Origin of the sequence: Cellulomonas sp. C5510 (genome assembly GCF_019797765.1) — a bacterium.
Classification (GTDB): domain Bacteria; phylum Actinomycetota; class Actinomycetes; order Actinomycetales; family Cellulomonadaceae; genus Cellulomonas.
In genome coordinates this window covers 1563684-1578673 of sequence record NZ_CP081862.1, presented here as the reverse complement: position 1 = coordinate 1578673, position 14990 = coordinate 1563684, and the positions used below count along the sequence as shown (strand labels likewise).

Annotated in this window: 22 protein-coding genes; 19 read left to right on the top strand and 3 right to left on the bottom strand. The window is 71.6% G+C overall.

The genetic code is table 11. The features are described 5' to 3' along the window. Window positions 1–57 precede the first annotated feature (57 nt). Together K5O09_RS07265 and K5O09_RS07260 are read left to right on the top strand one after the other, a co-directional pair. A complete protein-coding gene (locus K5O09_RS07265) occupies window positions 58–765 on the top strand; it encodes an HGGxSTG domain-containing protein (protein WP_370635574.1) in 708 nt (235 codons plus the stop codon). 466 nt (window positions 766–1231) lie between these two features. Further along, the gene (locus K5O09_RS07260) at window positions 1232–2671 is read left to right on the top strand and encodes a terminase large subunit domain-containing protein (RefSeq protein WP_222172097.1); all 1440 of its coding nucleotides are present in this window, start codon (window positions 1232–1234) and stop codon (window positions 2669–2671) included. On the opposite strand, the gene K5O09_RS07255 is transcribed toward K5O09_RS07260, so the two are convergent. Continuing rightward, window positions 2668–3429: a hypothetical protein gene (locus tag K5O09_RS07255; RefSeq protein ID WP_222172096.1), complete on the bottom strand. Its 762-nt coding sequence runs from the start codon at window positions 3427–3429 to the stop codon at window positions 2668–2670. The two genes, K5O09_RS07260 and K5O09_RS07255, sit on opposite strands and share 4 nt — an antisense overlap. A gap of 110 nt (window positions 3430–3539) precedes the next feature. On the opposite strand from K5O09_RS07255, the gene K5O09_RS07250 reads away from it, so the two are divergent. The 3 genes from K5O09_RS07250 to K5O09_RS07240 are packed head-to-tail and all read left to right on the top strand — an operon-like array spanning window position 3540 to window position 5784. After that, the gene (locus K5O09_RS07250; RefSeq protein ID WP_222172095.1) at window positions 3540–5168 is read left to right on the top strand and encodes a hypothetical protein; all 1629 of its coding nucleotides are present in this window, start codon (window positions 3540–3542) and stop codon (window positions 5166–5168) included. An 8-nt stretch (window positions 5169–5176) separates the two neighbouring features. Next, complete coding sequence (locus K5O09_RS07245) at window positions 5177–5380, top strand: hypothetical protein (protein ID WP_222172094.1); 204 nt, start codon at window positions 5177–5179, stop codon at window positions 5378–5380. Then, window positions 5377–5784, top strand: coding sequence for a hypothetical protein (locus K5O09_RS07240; RefSeq protein ID WP_222172093.1), 408 nt, complete (start codon window positions 5377–5379; stop codon window positions 5782–5784). Before K5O09_RS07245 ends, K5O09_RS07240 begins: the two co-directional genes overlap by 4 nt. Here K5O09_RS07240 and K5O09_RS07235 read toward each other — a convergent pair. After that, window positions 5781–6095 carry a hypothetical protein gene (locus K5O09_RS07235; protein WP_222172092.1) on the bottom strand — a complete coding sequence of 105 codons (315 nt, stop codon included), beginning with the start codon at window positions 6093–6095 and terminating at the stop codon, window positions 5781–5783. The genes K5O09_RS07240 and K5O09_RS07235 overlap by 4 nt on opposite strands. A gap of 83 nt (window positions 6096–6178) precedes the next feature. Here K5O09_RS07235 and K5O09_RS07230 point away from each other — a divergent pair, with 83 nt between their 5' ends. From K5O09_RS07230 to K5O09_RS07195, 8 genes are all read left to right on the top strand, one after another. Beyond that, window positions 6179–6781, top strand: coding sequence for a hypothetical protein (locus K5O09_RS07230; RefSeq protein ID WP_222172091.1), 603 nt, complete (start codon window positions 6179–6181; stop codon window positions 6779–6781). A gap of 277 nt (window positions 6782–7058) precedes the next feature. Beyond that, window positions 7059–7448 (top strand): head decoration protein, encoded by a 390-nt coding sequence (locus K5O09_RS07225; protein WP_222172090.1) that lies wholly within the window; start codon window positions 7059–7061, stop codon window positions 7446–7448. A gap of 13 nt (window positions 7449–7461) precedes the next feature. Further along, on the top strand, window positions 7462–8484 hold the full coding sequence (locus K5O09_RS07220; protein ID WP_222172089.1) for a major capsid protein: 1023 nt from the start codon (window positions 7462–7464) through the stop codon (window positions 8482–8484). A gap of 77 nt (window positions 8485–8561) precedes the next feature. Next, window positions 8562–9020 (top strand): hypothetical protein, encoded by a 459-nt coding sequence (locus K5O09_RS07215; RefSeq protein ID WP_222172088.1) that lies wholly within the window; start codon window positions 8562–8564, stop codon window positions 9018–9020. Beyond that, on the top strand, window positions 9020–9418 hold the full coding sequence (locus K5O09_RS07210; RefSeq protein WP_222172087.1) for a hypothetical protein: 399 nt from the start codon (window positions 9020–9022) through the stop codon (window positions 9416–9418). The genes K5O09_RS07215 and K5O09_RS07210 overlap by 1 nt, the downstream gene beginning before the upstream one ends. Window positions 9419–9867: 449 nt before the next feature. After that, on the top strand, window positions 9868–10365 hold the full coding sequence (locus K5O09_RS07205) for a hypothetical protein (RefSeq protein ID WP_222172086.1): 498 nt from the start codon (window positions 9868–9870) through the stop codon (window positions 10363–10365). 98 nt (window positions 10366–10463) lie between these two features. Continuing rightward, window positions 10464–11348, top strand: a complete 885-nt coding sequence (locus K5O09_RS07200; protein ID WP_222172085.1) for a hypothetical protein — start codon at window positions 10464–10466, stop codon at window positions 11346–11348. Then, window positions 11348–11524 (top strand): hypothetical protein, encoded by a 177-nt coding sequence (locus tag K5O09_RS07195; RefSeq protein WP_222172084.1) that lies wholly within the window; start codon window positions 11348–11350, stop codon window positions 11522–11524. The genes K5O09_RS07200 and K5O09_RS07195 overlap by 1 nt, the downstream gene beginning before the upstream one ends. Here the strand turns inward: K5O09_RS07195 and K5O09_RS07190 are convergent. Beyond that, window positions 11521–11949: a hypothetical protein gene (locus K5O09_RS07190; protein WP_222172083.1), complete on the bottom strand. Its 429-nt coding sequence runs from the start codon at window positions 11947–11949 to the stop codon at window positions 11521–11523. The genes K5O09_RS07195 and K5O09_RS07190 overlap by 4 nt on opposite strands. Before the next feature lie 6 nt (window positions 11950–11955). On the opposite strand from K5O09_RS07190, the gene K5O09_RS07185 reads away from it, so the two are divergent. Genes K5O09_RS07185 through K5O09_RS07160 form a run of 6 tightly spaced genes read left to right on the top strand, consistent with a single transcriptional unit; the run spans window position 11956 to window position 14990 of the window. Beyond that, the gene (locus K5O09_RS07185) at window positions 11956–12336 is read left to right on the top strand and encodes a hypothetical protein (RefSeq protein WP_222172082.1); all 381 of its coding nucleotides are present in this window, start codon (window positions 11956–11958) and stop codon (window positions 12334–12336) included. Further along, window positions 12333–13322 (top strand): phage minor capsid protein, encoded by a 990-nt coding sequence (locus K5O09_RS07180; RefSeq protein ID WP_222172081.1) that lies wholly within the window; start codon window positions 12333–12335, stop codon window positions 13320–13322. Before K5O09_RS07185 ends, K5O09_RS07180 begins: the two co-directional genes overlap by 4 nt. A gap of 10 nt (window positions 13323–13332) precedes the next feature. Then, window positions 13333–13695: a hypothetical protein gene (locus K5O09_RS07175; protein ID WP_222172080.1), complete on the top strand. Its 363-nt coding sequence runs from the start codon at window positions 13333–13335 to the stop codon at window positions 13693–13695. Continuing rightward, window positions 13688–14074: a hypothetical protein gene (locus K5O09_RS07170; RefSeq protein WP_222172079.1), complete on the top strand. Its 387-nt coding sequence runs from the start codon at window positions 13688–13690 to the stop codon at window positions 14072–14074. Before K5O09_RS07175 ends, K5O09_RS07170 begins: the two co-directional genes overlap by 8 nt. Further along, complete coding sequence (locus tag K5O09_RS07165) at window positions 14074–14568, top strand: hypothetical protein (protein WP_222172078.1); 495 nt, start codon at window positions 14074–14076, stop codon at window positions 14566–14568. The genes K5O09_RS07170 and K5O09_RS07165 overlap by 1 nt, the downstream gene beginning before the upstream one ends. Continuing rightward, window positions 14565–14990, top strand: coding sequence for a hypothetical protein (locus K5O09_RS07160; RefSeq protein ID WP_222172077.1), 426 nt, complete (start codon window positions 14565–14567; stop codon window positions 14988–14990). The genes K5O09_RS07165 and K5O09_RS07160 overlap by 4 nt, the downstream gene beginning before the upstream one ends.

The window sequence follows — 14990 nt, the reverse complement described above, 5'->3', positions numbered from 1 at the left end:
CCACCAGACACTCGGGGCATGCCCCGCCGCGCCCCGGACATGTGGTCCGACGACCCCGTGCAGTGCGCGAAGTGCGGACAACCCCATGCAACGAAGGCTGGCGGGCCGTCCTGCTCCGCGCACCGGCGCGACGGCCAGCCCTGTGGGAACGACCCGATGCACGGGCAGTCGAAGTGCCGGATGCACGGCGGGAAGTCCCGGGGTGCGGAGGCGAACGGTGAGCGGCGTCAGCAGGAGGCCGCGGCGTTGGCGGCTGCGACGACATACGGCCTCGCGGTCGACGTCTCCCCTACCGACGCACTGCTCGAGGAGGTCCGGTGGACGGCCGGGCACGTGCAGTGGCTCCGGGCACGCGTGCAGGAGTTGGAGCAGCAGCAGCTCGTGTGGGGCACGACCAAGACGAAGACCGAGGCGGCCGGCGGCATGCGGATCACGTTCGGTGGTCGGGAGGCTGACGACGAGGACGAGCCGGGTCTGGTCGATGTCGGGTCGGTGCCGACGTCCGAGGTGATCCAGGCGGCGGCGCCGTCGATCTGGCTGGACCTGTACGAGCGGGAGCGCAAGCACCTCGTGGTGGTGTGCGCGGCGGCGATCAAGGCTGGGGTGGAGGAGCGGCGGGTGCGTCTCGCCGAGCAGCAGGGCGAGCTCGTCGCCGGAGCCATCCGCGCCATCCTCGCGGACCTGGGGCTGACGGCGGAGCAGGAGGCACTGGTGGCTGAGGTCGTTCCTCGGCACCTGCGGGTCTTGGCGGGCGGCGCGGCGTGACCCGGCGCTTGCCCTCCGGCACGTCCTTCCACGTCCCGGCCGTCCACACTGCAGCGCCGACCGCGAGCAGGACCACGCCGACCCACATCACCCACGGCGAGGGCGTGAACGGCGCCGAGAGCGCAGCGAGGGTCCCGACGAACGTCACCGGCCGGCCGATGTCGATCAGGTCATCGTTCGTCGCCCTCTCCGCTCGGTTCGCCATGCGCGCGACGCGCTCGTCGATGCTGTCCTCGAGTCGGTCCCTGGCGATGCCGGGGGCGAGCCGGTCGCGGATGTCGAGGTCCTGCAGCAGCAGGTCGCGCTTCGTGCGGCGCCGTGCGGCGTGCCAGGACGCGGCGGCGATGAGGAGGGTCGCGGCGATGCCCGCGGCGGCGAGCCACTGCTCGGAGTTCACGTCGGCACGGTATCGGCCGACCAGGGGTTTCGTGTGACGGTTCTGGCCTGGGCTGAGCACGCCGCCCGCATGTTCGAACCCACCCCCACCGCCGCCACCTGGGCCGAGACCGCACGCCCCGAGCAACTCCCACCACCCGGCGACTGGCAGACCTGGCTCATCCTCGCCGGCCGAGGGTGGGGCAAGACCCGCACCGGCGCCGAGTACATCGCCGACCTCGCCCGCACCTACCCGGGCGCCCGCATCGCCCTCGTCGCGGCCACGTTCGCCGACGGCCGCGACACCATGGTCGAAGGCGAGTCCGGGCTCCTCGCCGTCCTCGACGACACCGAGCTCAAGGGCGGCACCCAGGACGAAGCGTGGAACCGGTCGATGGGCGAGCTGTTCATGCGCAACGGGTCCCGGTTCAAGATCTACTCCTCCGAGCGCCCCCGCCAGCTCCGTGGCCCGCAGCACCACTTCGCGTGGTGCGACGAAGCCGCCGCCTGGCTGGACGCCGCGAAGGGCACCGCGAAGGACACGACCTGGTCGAACCTCCTGTTCGGGCTCCGGCTGCCCGCGCAGGGGAAGTGGCCGGCGGGGTACCGCACCCGCATCGTCGTCACCACGACCCCCCGGCCGGTGCCGCTGATCAAGGTCCCCGACTCCGTGGCGGAGCGGGAGCCGCACCGCGCAGGAATCATCCAGCGCCCCTCCACCGTCACGACCCGCGGTAAGACGTCGGACAACCTCGCGAACCTGTCCGAGGAGTTCCGCAAGGAGGTCATCGACCCCATCGCCGGGACGTCCCTCGCCCGGCAGGAGCTCGACGCGGAGATCCTCGAGGACGCCGACGGCGCCCTCCTCACCCGCGACCTCATCGACCGGAACCGGGTCCTCGTCGGGGAGATCCCCACGTTCTCCGCCTCGGTGATCGCCGTCGACCCCGCCACCACCACGAAGGAGTCGTCGGACGAGACCGGGATCGTCGTCGTCGCCCTCGGCGCGGACTCCGACGGGTACGTCCTCGACGACCAGTCCGGGAAGCACACGCCCGACGACTGGGGCATGACCGTCTGGACCACCGCCCTGCGTTGGGGCGTGTCCGCTGTGGTCGTGGAGGACAACCAGGGCGGGGACATGTGCGAGCACGTCCTCATCACCACGTGGGCCAAGGCGTCCGCCACCTACCTGCAGCAGCACCGCCGCATGCCCGTCCGCCCCCCGATCGTCCGCGTCCACCCGTCCGGGCCCGGGCAGGGCAAGTGGGTGCGAGCACAGCCGATCCGCGCCCTGTACCAGCAGGGCCGCATCCACCACGTCGTCGACCCCGACGTCATCGACCTATCGATCCTCGAGGACCAGGCGACCGCCTGGACCGGGGACCCGAAGCAGAACTCCCCGGACCGGGTCGACGCCGAGGTGCACGGGCTGACGTGGCTGATGTACCCGCAGCAGCGCGCGGTCAAGGGGAAGAAGCAGCCCGCCGGCCGGGGTGGGCAGCGGTGGGCAGGGATGCGCGGCCGTTAGCCGAGGAAGCGTGAGGTGACGTCGCCGTTCTCTTCAGCGATCCGCGCAGCACGGGCCTCTTCTGCCTCCTTGGCATCGAGTTGGGCGAAGTACTCGCGTTCCTCGCGCTTCTCGGCTTCCCCATCCCAGCCGAGCACCCTGAATCGCCTCCGCCGGCCGGTACCGTCCATAACCGACCTCAGCGATTTCTGGATGTCCATCAGGGCCGACGCCGCGTGATGGATCGAGCGCTGGCGGAGGTATCGGCGGCCCTTGTACGCCGACCAGTCGAGATCCGCGGTGGTCTCGCGGCGTCCCCCTCCACGGTTCTCGTCGAACCGGATGACGACCCGGTGGAGATTCTCTTCCTCAAGCTCAGAGTTCATTCGCGAGTACGCAAAGTCCCATGTCGTGCGCCACTCTTGCCCGGGAGCGAGGTAGGGGATTGCGGTCGGAAACCACACCGCTTCCACAGTTCCTCCGGACCCGGTCGTTCGCCGCATAGGTGGACTCGACTCCACCGTCACGTTGCGCGCCGGCGTGGGGCCGAAGTTCCGGATCGCGAACTCGATCACCTCCGGCTGGTTCGGGTTGGACTCCATGATCGCCACGACGTCAGGCTGAGCCTCCTCCCAGCGCGCTCTCGCCGCCGTGCGGAGCTGCAGGACGACGAGCAGGGCGGCGCCGACTGCGACAGCGACGGTGGCCCATGTACCGACCGCCGCGACCGCGTCCGCGTCGCCGCTAAGGAAGTCCCTCCAGAGGTTGCCCCAGTGCATGCAGCCATCGTGCCAGCGCTGGGTTCCCCGCGGATTGCGATTCTCACTCGGCGTTGGCACCCCCGTGCCCACGATGACCCCGCCAGGCCATCGACCCGGGGAGCAGCAGCGTGCGGGACTACGTGCAGGACCAGTGGGCGCCCCTCGCGCACATCCCCGAGCTCACCGAGAACCGCCGCCCCTCGTCCGCGATCGCACCCACGTGGATCGACGACGTCGACGCCCGCCGCCTCACCGCCTACCGGGTCCTGTCCGCGATGCGCGACAACACCCGCCGCTACTGGCTCCCCGAGTCGATGTGGGCGCGAGAGGTCCGTGGCCGCGGGCAGGGCCTCGACATCTCCGAGGCACCCGCCGCGTCGTACCGCGAGTACGGCGACGCCGCCCTGCTCGTCGACACCGCCCGGGCGCTGCTCCTCGGCGACGACCAGACCATCGGCTACCCCGAAGGCACCCCGGACGCGTTCCAGACGTGGCTCGACGAGTGGATGGTGAAGGAGCGGGTCGAGCAGAAGCTCCTCGAGGGCGAGGAGAACGCGATCGGCGACGGCGACGGGGTGTTCGTCCTCGGCTGGTCGGCCCCGAAGACCCGCCCGACGCTGCGCGTGTACGACCCGGGGTTCTACTTCCCCGACGAGCAGACGACCGTCCCGGGGTGGGAGGACGACGAGTTCCCGCCGATCGTGCACGTCGCGTGGGAGTGGATCGACCCGGACGGGAAGACGTGGATCCGCCGGCAGACGTGGCGCCTCACCCCGCTGGGCGCCCCGGTGTCGGCGCCGTGGGGTGGGACGCGGGCGTGGACCTGCCTGTACCGGTCCGTCGACTACGACGCCTCCGAGCGGCTCCCGAAGGCCACCGTGTACTCCCCCGAGCTCACCACGAAGCCGTACCGCCGGATCCTCACCGGTGGGGAGCCGGACGTGGACGGGTGGGTCGACATGGGCGTCGACTTCATCCCCGTCGTGCACGTCCCGAACGACGCCTCCACACAGCGGACGTTCGGGTCGTCGCTGCTGACGCGGATCGCGCAGATCCTCGACGACATCGGCAACACCGACACCGACCTCGCCGCCGCCTCCCAGCAGGCGGCACCGGCGCTCGTGACGACCGGTGTGCCCGCTGGCGGGCTGGACTCGGGGCCGGGGCAGCAGTGGGCGATGCCGGCCGAGTCCACCGCGGGATTCCTCGACACGTCGAAGAACCTCACGGCGCTGCGGGAGTTCTCCACGGACCTCCTCGACCGCCTCGCCACGAACTCGCGCCTCGCTCTGGCGCTGCTGGGGCGGGTGCAGCCGAACGACGTCCCCTCCGGGTACGCCCTGTCCCTCGGCTTCCAGCCCGCCCGGCAGCTCCTCCGCGAGATGCGCACGGTGCGGGACGAGAAGTACCCCCTGATCCTGAAGTTCGCGATGCGCCTCGCGCAGGCCGCCGGCGCCCTCCCCGCCGCGGCGACACCGGCGGCGACGATCGACCTCGGCACCGCCCTCCCGTCGGACCTGCCGGTCGCCATCGACATGGTCAAGGACCTCTTGCCCGCCCACGCGATCTCGACGCCCACGGCGGTGAAGGTGCTGCAGCAGGCCGGCCTGCCGATCGAGGACGCGAAGACGGAGATCGAGGCGATCAAGCAGGAGTGGTTCGACCAGGCCGTGAAGCTCGTCGAGGCCACAGGCAACGTCGGCGCGGCTGCTGCGCTGCTCGGGATCCAGCCCGCGACTACCGGGGCCACCGAGTGACCTGGGGCGTGTACGAGACATCGGGCGGCGTGCACGTCGTCCCCGAGGCCGACACGGTGCTGCACGACCTCGACGACGACTGCGTGTGCGGCCCCGCGACCGAGCCGGTGCCTGGCGACGACGGGTCGATGGGGTGGCTCATCACGCACGACGCGCTCGACGGCCGCGAACTGCGCGAGCGCGGCGAGCCCATGCCCCGGGAGGCCGCGTGAACGACGACGTCGTGATCGAGACAGTCCGCGACGACGCCGGGATCATCGGGTTCCCGCTCCTCCCGGACCAGGTCATCTACCACTGGTCCCCGACCGACCGCCGCGACCAGATCACCGCCCGTGGGCTGCGGATCCGCTCCGCGTCGCCTCACGCACCGATCCGGTACCCGATGATCTGCTTCTCCACCGACCCCCTCACCGCGTGGGACGCGTCCGGCGGCACGTTCGACCTCCCCGAGGTCACCTCGTGGGACCTGTGGGGCGTGTACGTCGGCGACCTCCGCCACGGGTGCGAGGTCATCCCCCGCGACGACCGCACGATCCGCGAGGTCCGCGTCTACCGGTCCATCCCAGCGACGGCGGTGCACCTCGTCGGGTCCCGGGCGGCGGACACGGCTCGCTAGGACTCCTCGAGTGCCCCGGCAATGTACGGGTGGATCAGGACCGCGCTGACGGTGAACACGGACGACAAGACGCAGAGCACGATCCAACCCGTCGCGACGACCGGGAGCGTCCACCCGAAGATCACCGCGAGGAGCAGAATCACCTCGCCGACCGTGAACATCACGAGGTACGTCACGATCATCGACAGCAGCGGCAAGCCCCTGCTCTCGGGCTTCTTGTTCCGGTACACGGCGCCCTCAACGGCGAGCGCGATGAGGAACGTCGGCAGGATCTGCGCCAGCGTGGCGCTCACGTCGGGGCTCACAGCCACCCATCGGCTATAGCCGACGCGCTCTTGAGTGGCACCCCCGTCGTGATGGTGGGCGCACCAGCCCGACCAACGAGGGAGCACCGATGCGCAAGAGCGCGCGCCTGCGCTACATGACCGACCCGAACCCCGATGGCACCCCCGGCGCCCAGCCGCCCGCCCCGCGGACGTTCACGCAGGACGAGGTCACCGCGATGATGACCCGCGAGAAGGCCGACGGCCGGACCGCCGCCACCCGGGAGATCACCGAGAAGCTCGGCGGCATCTCGATCGAGGACGCCGCCGCCCTCATAGAGGCCGCCCGCAAGGCCGACGAGGCGAACCAGACCCAGGCGCAGCGCGACGCCGCCGCCGCGGCCACCGCGAAGGCCGAGGCCGAGCAGATCAAGGCAGAGGCCGCCGCCGACCGTCACGCCGCCCGCGTCGAGCGGCTCCTCGGGTCGGCCGGCGCGACGAACGTCGCGATCGCGGCCCGTGCCCTGGACGTCGCGGTCGGCGCCGACGAGGCCACGGTCACGGCCGCGATCACGCAGCTCAAGACGGACGCCCCGGGCCTGTTCGGCACGGGCACCCCGGCGCCGCACACGGCCCCGGGTGCGCCGCCGGCCCAGCCGCCCGCCGCGAAGACCGCGCAGGAGCGCGCGGACGAGGTCGCCGCCCGTCGCGGGTACCGGGCGCCCGCGGCCTGACAGACCAGTGGTCGGGGCGTCAACACGGGCCGGGCAACCCGTCTGGTGCGAGATCCCGTGAAGGCCGCTTGGGGGTTCCTCGCGCCCGGGCCTCCTTGCCCCCGTAGCAGCGCGTCCTGCGCCCCGACCACTCCCTCCGCAGCGAGCGTGTGACACCCCCCTGCGCACACTCTGCTCGACCGCCCAGAGCGGACCAGGACCACGACTGGCTGACCCGTGGACGCCGACCCCGGTCGTGCGCGAACCCCACCCCACCCGTCCCACGTTGGGAGCGACCATGACCATCCAGGTCAAGACCACCGAGATCGCGGGCGTCGACGACCCGTCGTGGCTCGGGTCCGCCCACGGTCTGGACTCCACGGAGCCCGTGACCCTCCTCATCAGCGCGTTCACCGCGGGCACGCACTACCCGAAGGGGTTCCTGCCCGGCGGCCTGCCGCTCGGCAAGATCACCGCGTCGGGCAAGTACGGCCCGTACGACGACACGGCCGCCGACGGCCGTCAGACCCTCGTCGGGTTCCTCGTCGGCCCCCGCCAGGTCACCGCCGGCCAGGTCAACGCGGGCGGCGCGATCCTCACCCACGGCAAGGTCCGCGAGGCCCGCCTGCCCATCGCCGTCGACTCGGCCGGGAAGACCGACGTCGCCGGCCGTATCCGGTTCATCTGAGAAGGGCCACGACATGGTCAACATCCTCGAGCTCGTCACCCCCGCCGAGGCCACGCTCGTGGCCCGTCAGGTCCCCGAGCCGATCGAGAACCCGCTCACCTCGGTCCTGCCGAACGTCCAGGTCCAGGGCCGCAAGTCCAAGACCGTGCGCCGCACGATCCGCCGGACGACCGCGAAGTACCGCCAGTACGACGCGGAGGCCCCGATCGGCTCCCGGCCCGGGACGATCGCGACGCAGGAGCTCGCGCTCCCGCCGCTGTCGCAGAAGCTCCCGATCAACGAGGACCTGCTCCTCACCCTCGCCGAGGGCGGGTCGGACGCCCTGATCCAGCGGATCGTCGAGTCGATCTACGACGACATCGAGAACAACACGACCGCGATCCTGAACCGCGCCGAGGCCGCCCGCGGGCAGTTCCTCTCCACCGGGAAGGTCACGATCAACGAGAACGGCGTCATCGACGAGGCCGACTTCGGTCTGCCCGCCGACCACCTCGTCACCCCGAGCGTCCTGTGGTCCGACCCGACCGCGCTCGCCCTCGACGACGAGCAGACGTGGGTCCGCAAGGTCCGCACCGACGCCCGCCGGCCGGTCGTCCGCACGGTCATGTCCGAGCGGATCCGCAACTACCTGCTGCGCAACGACCAGTACCGGTCGTTCTTCTGGCCGGGCATCGCGACCCCGCCCACGCTGACCCCGGAGCAGCTCGGGCAGGTGCGCGCCCAGTTCGGGCTGCCGCCGATCGAGGTGTACGAGGGCGAGGTCCCCACGGACTCCGGCACGGCCCGGGTCATCGCGGACGACAAGGTCATCCTCGTGACCGACAACGTCGGCGAGTCCCAGTGGGGCATCACTGCGGAGGCGCGGGAGCTCGTCAGCTCGAACGCCGTGGACTTCACGCAGGAGATGGCCCCGGGCCTGACCGTCGTGCAGTACACGGACGCGGACCCTGTCACGACCTGGACGAAGGTCTCCTCGATCTTCCTGCCGGTCGCCGGCGACATCAACGGTCTCCTCGTCGCGGACGTCGCGGCCTGACCACCCCTCGGGCCGCCAGCAGACGCCTCCCCGGCTCTGCTGGCGGCCCGACCCACATCGAGACGAAGGGCACCACCATGGTGAAGCTCCGTGACGACCTCGTCGGGGTCGTCTACCTGAACGGCCGCGCGTACAGCGCCGGCGACGAGGTCCCCGACGACGTGCGCGTCGGCGCGCACCTGACCGAGGACGGGCAGGAGCACGGCGCCCCCGCCGCTCTGACTGTCCCGGACCCGGACGCCGTGGCGGGCGCCCCCGAGCCGCTGACGGCCGAGGAGTCCGCGCACGCCGAGAAGGTCGGCCTCCCGACGGACATCGCCCCGGAACGTGTCCGTGGCGCGCTCGTCGGGTACGAGCAGGGCATCGCGGACACCCTCGCGTTCGCCGCCCGCGGCACAGCGTTCGACCCGTCGGACGCGAACGTCGAGCAGGTGCAGCAGCACATCGCTGAGAACCCGAGCGAGACCGCCGCCGTCCTCGCGCTCGAGGCCGCCGGCAAGGCGCGTCGGACGATCCTCGACGAGTACCTGCGCTGATGGCTGAGGAGGTCGGCCAGGAGGTCCTCGCGCAGGTCGACCTCCTCATCCGTCAGGGCTCGGACTGCGCGTTCACCCTCCTGTACTCGGAGGAGGACGAGGCCGGGACGATCGTGCAGGACTTCACGGGCTGGTCGGCCAGGTCGCAGGTCCGCAAGAAGGTCGGCGGCGACGTCTGGCGCACCCTCACGGTCGGCGACGGCCTGACGCTCACGCACGACGCCGGGGTGCTCTCCGTGGCGGGGTTGATCCCGCACGAGGTCACCGAGGACGAGGTGTGGAACACCCGCCGGCTCGGGGTGTGGGACGTCGAGCTGGTGCGGGCCGACGGGTTGGTCATCCCGCTGGCCGCCGGAGCGGTGAAGGTCGACCCCGACGTCACCCGGGAGGTGCTGTGAGCACGCAGGTCGTGCGGATCGTTCAGGGCCCGACGAAGGTCGTGGCCGTCCCACGCGCCGTCGGACCGCAGGGACCTGCCGGCGAGCCGGGGCCAGAAGGCCCGCAGGGCGTCCCGGGTCCGCAAGGGCCCCAGGGTGACGCCGGGCCGCGCGGCGAGCAGGGCCTCCCGGGTGCGCCGGGTGAGCAGGGTCCGCCCGGAGAGCGCGGACCGGCTGGTGCCGACGGCGCCCCGGGCGCCCCGGGAGCGGACGGCGCTCAGGGCCCCAAGGGTGACCCCGGGGCTCAGGGCGAGCCCGGCCCGGTGGGCGCCGACGGTGCTCGCGGTCCGGCCGGTGAACCCGGACCCAAGGGCGACAAGGGCGATCCCGGGGTCCAGGGGCCGAAGGGAGACCCGGGAGACCAGGGCCCCGCCGGCGCCGACGGCGTGGACGGAGCGCCTGGTGTCGGCGTGCCCACCGGCGGCACGGTCGGACAGGTCCTGTCCAAGACAGGGACCGAGGACTACGCCACGGGCTGGACTGACCCTGCCGGGGGCGGGGGTGGCTCGGATGCCGACACCGCGGGGTACGTCACCGACGAGGGCTCCCTCACCCGTGCCGCCCTCGACGCGCTCACCGCCCGCAGGGACACCACCATCACCGCCGTCCAGGGCAGTGGCAGCGTCGACCTGTCCCCCGGGTACGTGATCGTCGCTGTGAGCTACTCGGCGGCCTGCCGGCTGCGGCTGTACCGCACCGCGGCCGGGCGGGACGCGGACACGGGGCGACCGGTGACGACCCCGTACCCGGGTGGGCGTGGTCGCGTCTACGAGTACGTCGCCGTGGGCGCGGAGACGGACGTTGAGGGCGCCGTCCTCGGTGCAGCAGACGGCACGGCCGTGTACTACCGGGTCGACGGCGGGCCCGCGGACATCACGATCACCTGGTACCCCACGGAGCGAGCATGACTCACACGTCATTCACCGAGGCCCCCACGAACGCCACAGACGCGCAGTTCCGGGCATGGGGTTCCGCTCTGTCCGCGGCCCTCGCGACGGTCGGGATGGTGAAGGTCGCCACGGCCGGGCAGATCGACTGGAGCACCGTAGCCGCGCCCACCACCAACAAGACGATCCAGGGCTTCGAGATCTGGCGGTTCAACGACGACCTCCAGGCGACCCATCCGATCTACGTGAAGCTCGAGTATGGGTCGTCATTCTGGTCTACCGCGGCCCCAGGACTGGCGGTCACGATCGGAAAGGGCGCATCCGGCGCGGATATCACAGATGTCCTGGTCGCTCAGACGTATGTCTCTGATGGCACAACGACGGCGACACAAGCGTCGTCGTCGACGCCGATGGAGCACATCGTCGCCACTTGCAGTGGTGGAGCCTGTCTCGTCATCGTGATGTGCGCTGCGGATGCCTCTGTGTATGGATCCCCGGTGGTCATCATTGAGCGGTCTAGGGACAACGCGGGGGCGGCGACCGGTGACGGACTGGTCTTTGCGTGCTCGATGGGTAATGCGACGTCTGCGACACAGTCGTTGCCGCCCAATCCGTTTGTTGCAGTCGCGTACAACTCGATGATTCAAAATCGCGGCCCAGTTCCTGCTGTACTGCCTTACACGATCGCGGGTTCCGCGCTCGCGGTGAACAGCTCGCTCGCGACGGGCGTCATCGCTCCTGTCCTGCCGTGGGTGGCGTTCGCGCCAGGGCTCGCACCGTGGCAGCCGATCGCCGCTCTCACCTATGCACCTGGGGATGCCGTCGGCGGGTCGGTGATCACCGCACGCCTCCTCGGACAGGATCTGCCGTACCGGGTGATCCCCGTCGGTGTCGGTCACAACGGGTGGGGCATCTCGCTGCGGGAGCACCGTGGGACAGCCAGTGGTGGTGCGACGCTCGCCGCGAACCGTGCGGTCGGTCTGATGGTCCTCTGGGAGGACTGATGGCCGAGCAGTGGAAGGTCTACGCAGACGTCACGAACCCCGACACCGGGCAGGTCGGTTCGACAGTCGGCACATCCATCGCCGCCGGGGTGTCCGGGGGCCTGTTCTGGTACCTCGACAAGGCCGGCATCACCGTCGCTGACGTGAAGACCACCGGCCGGATCTACCCGGACTAGTAGTAACCCGCCGTCTTCTGCCGCCAAGTCGCGAACACCAGCAGGCCGACGCCGACGACCCCGTAGCCACCGGCGAGCCACCACACGCCCTGATAGACGCCGGTCTCGCCCTGGAGAAGCCACACACCGATCAGCGCGGTCGCCACCCCGCCGGCGAGCGTGCTCGCGCCGAGGAAGACCCAGCTGCTGCGCCACCAGACCTGCCCAATCTGCGCCGCCGTGAATCGGATGAAGCGGTCGAGGTCTGTCGTCGTCGCTGCGGGGGCGGTCTTGCGCACCTCCATGGCCGTCCGCATGGCTTCCAGGCGCTTCTGCGGGCGGTTGAGGCTCATCGCGGTCACGAAGATCCCGACGAGGCTCACGAACGGCACGGCCAACGCGATCCAGTCCTCTGCTTCCACGATCCACTGATCGGCGGACTTCACCCGCTCATGAGTGACAGGTCGCTCGGCATGCTCTCGGCGGAGGCCCACATGGCGATGACAGACCGCGATCTCGCGCTGATCCGCGACGAGGTCGGAGACGACCCGAGCGACTCTGTGCTGGACGACTACTTCGACGAGCTCGGGCACTGGCTGCCGGTCGCGATCCGCGTCCTGAAGCGCCGCCGTGCGAACGCCGCGGCCGGCGGGCAGGAGACGAAGTCCTTCTCCCTCGACGGCGTGCTCAGCGTCGGGCTGTCGACGGCGAACTTCAGCAACCTCGACAAGCAGATCGCCCGCCTCGAGGACGCTTGGGCGGCCGAGCAGGGCGGCGTGTCGGAGGATGCCGTGACCACCGCCAGGATCCGCCGCCCGGACCGGTACCGGTGACCCAGCCTGACGCGATCGAGGAACTCACCCGGGCGCTGCGCGCCGACATCGACGCGATCTGGCAGCAGATCCTCGACGAGCAAGACCGCCTCATCGCCCAGTGGGGCACCCTGCATCGCCCGCAGCGCCTCCACCGCCTCACCCTGCTGCAGGCGCACATCCGCGCCCTCGCGGACTCCGCCGACGCCCTCGCCGCCCGCGCCGTCGCCGCCGCCACCCGCGGGGCGTACGAGACCGGGGCGTGGGGCACCGCGATCGCCGCCGGCACCAGCGCCGCGTTCGGCGCCCCCGACCTCGACGCGATCACCCACCTCGCCCGGGACGCGATGGACAACCTCCTCGCCGCAACCCAGGGAGTGCGGGAGTCCACGAAGCAGCTCGTGCGGACCCTGACCCGCGACCACGTCCGCTCGAAGCTCTACACCGGGAAGACCGCCGAGCAGGCCGCCCGCGAACTCGCCCGGGCGATCGACGGGCAGGGGGTCGCCGCCGTCGTCTACCGCAACGGCGCCCGCGTCGGGCTCGGGGACTACGCCGACATGGTGCTGCGCACCAAGACCGCCGAGGCGTACCAGGAGGGCGGCTTCCAGCAGGGTCGGGCCCTGGACATCCAGTGGTGGGAGATCTTCGACGGAGTCGGGTGCGGCCTCGACGGGCACGAGGACCCGAACAAGGCGAACGGGCTGATCGTGCCGTCCGACACCGCGGAGCGGTACCCGATCTCGCACCCGCGGTGCACGCGCGTCACGTCCCCCCGCCCGGACATCCGCACCGCCTCGGCCGCAGGGCGGGCGGAGCCGACGAGGCCGGCGGAGATGCGCGCCATCCAGGAGGCGGCAGAAAAGGCCCGCACTGCGGCGACGGCACCGATGGTCGCGCGCGCCCGCCGGGCCACCGCGCGCGTGTCCCGCGCCGCGAACCTCCGCGCCGGGACGGTCGCGTCGGCAGCACAGCAGCGGCACATGCGCCTGGCACCCCCGGCCTGACCCTGGGCGCATGCTGACCTCGTTCGAGCTCGACGCGAAGCCCGGCCACACCCGCCTGATCGTCGGTGGCGCCGACGTGTCCAACACCGTCGCGTCCGCCGTCGTGGAGGTCGGTGGGCCCGGGACGGTTCCGCAGGTCACGGTGACCCAGCACGCCGGGGCTGCCGCGATCACGGGCGAGGGTGTCGTGACCGTGGTGCGCGCCCCGGACGACGAGGCCGTGGGGACCGCGGTCGTCGAGTTCCTCGAGTCGATCGACCCCTCCGCGCTCGTGCCGATGGTCGAGGCACGGTTCACGTCCCTGTCGTCGTCCCCGGTCGCCCTGACCCTGGATGTCCTGATCGGCATCGCCCGCGAGGTGGCCGGTGGTTGACCTACAGCCCCTATTCGCGCAGGCCCAGCAGCTCGCCGCTGACGCCGTCCGCACCTCCGGGTGCACGGTGCGGGTGTTCACCGAGACGTCCGCGGTGGACCCCGACACGCTCAAGACCACCACCAGCAGCACGACCCTTGTCGAGGGCGGGGCGCTCGTGAAGAACGCCGACCGGGTGAACGCCTCGCTCCCGGGGCTCGACGTGCGCGCGGGGGACTTCATCGTCTCGATGCTGCCGGACACCCCAACCCCGCCGATCGACGCCGTCGTGACCGTGGTGACGTCTCTCGCCGGCGCCCCGTCGGGGCGGCTCGGGACGGTTCGGGGCAGCACGCGGGACGCCGCGGGGGCGCTGCTGCGTGTGCTCGTGAGGCCCTGATGGAGGCCGGGATCCTCATCGACACCGGCGGCATCCCGCTCGCCCTGCGGGCGGCAGCCGTCGCGGTCGACGCGAACCTCACCCCCGCCGTGTACCGGACCGGCGCCGCCGTACGCACCAAGGTCCGCGCGAACGCCTCCTCCGCCCGGCACCCGAACAAGCTGTCCCGTCGCATGGGGCACATCCCTGGCACCGGCCCGGGCCCGAACGTCGGCACCGGCGACTACCGGCGGTCGATCGCCCAGGACAACTCCAAGGCGTCCGGCGTCGCGGTCTCGACGGTCTACACCAACGCCCCGCAGGGCCCGCGCCTCGAGTACGGGTTCGTCGGCGCCGACTCCCTCGGTCGCGTGTACCACCAGCCGCCGTACCCGCACTGGCGGCCGGCGATCGCCGAGGTCCCCGCGATCCTCACCGCCGAGGCGGAGGCCGCGGTCTCTGCCGGGCTGCGCGCGTACCTGTCCCCCACGACCGTCCTGCGGAGGCTGACGTGAGCATCCTGGAACGCCCCGAACCGATCACCGCGGCTCTGCGCGACACCATCGCGGCGCGCGCCCTGACCGTGGACGACCAGCCCGTCGTCGTGCACCTGGACGACGCGGACTGGGCGGCCGGGCAGGTCATCCTCGAAGCCCTCACCCCGCAGCCCGAGCACCTGACGATGACCGGCGCGTCCCGGGCCACCCTCCCCGTGCAGGTGTGGTCGGTGGCGGCGTCGCGGTCGATGGCGCGAGCACTCGGGTCACACGTCCGCGAGACCCTCACCGGCACCAACCGCGGCCGCCGGCTCTACCCCGTGACCGTCGAGGGCGCCATGGTCGACCTCATCCGGTCCCAAGAGGACGGGCACCTGCAGGACGGGCCCGGGCTGTACGCGTGGGTCGAGACGTACGACGTGCGGTTCCAGGGCGTGTGA

What these genes read in the sequence shown, in the direction of transcription:
- K5O09_RS07260 (WP_222172097.1), top strand. Translation starts at nt 1,232, where the DNA reads ATGTTCGAACCCACCCCCACCGCCGCCACCTGGGCCGAGACCGCACGC.
- K5O09_RS07255 (WP_222172096.1), bottom strand. Translation starts at nt 3,429, where the DNA reads ATGCACTGGGGCAACCTCTGGAGGGACTTCCTTAGCGGCGACGCGGAC.
- K5O09_RS07230 (WP_222172091.1), top strand. Translation starts at nt 6,179, where the DNA reads ATGCGCAAGAGCGCGCGCCTGCGCTACATGACCGACCCGAACCCCGAT.
- K5O09_RS07225 (WP_222172090.1), top strand. Translation starts at nt 7,059, where the DNA reads ATGACCATCCAGGTCAAGACCACCGAGATCGCGGGCGTCGACGACCCG.
- K5O09_RS07220 (WP_222172089.1), top strand. Translation starts at nt 7,462, where the DNA reads ATGGTCAACATCCTCGAGCTCGTCACCCCCGCCGAGGCCACGCTCGTG.
- K5O09_RS07215 (WP_222172088.1), top strand. Translation starts at nt 8,562, where the DNA reads ATGGTGAAGCTCCGTGACGACCTCGTCGGGGTCGTCTACCTGAACGGC.
- K5O09_RS07210 (WP_222172087.1), top strand. Translation starts at nt 9,020, where the DNA reads ATGGCTGAGGAGGTCGGCCAGGAGGTCCTCGCGCAGGTCGACCTCCTC.
- K5O09_RS07195 (WP_222172084.1), top strand. Translation starts at nt 11,348, where the DNA reads ATGGCCGAGCAGTGGAAGGTCTACGCAGACGTCACGAACCCCGACACC.
- K5O09_RS07185 (WP_222172082.1), top strand. Translation starts at nt 11,956, where the DNA reads ATGAGTGACAGGTCGCTCGGCATGCTCTCGGCGGAGGCCCACATGGCG.
- K5O09_RS07175 (WP_222172080.1), top strand. Translation starts at nt 13,333, where the DNA reads ATGCTGACCTCGTTCGAGCTCGACGCGAAGCCCGGCCACACCCGCCTG.
- K5O09_RS07165 (WP_222172078.1), top strand. Translation starts at nt 14,074, where the DNA reads ATGGAGGCCGGGATCCTCATCGACACCGGCGGCATCCCGCTCGCCCTG.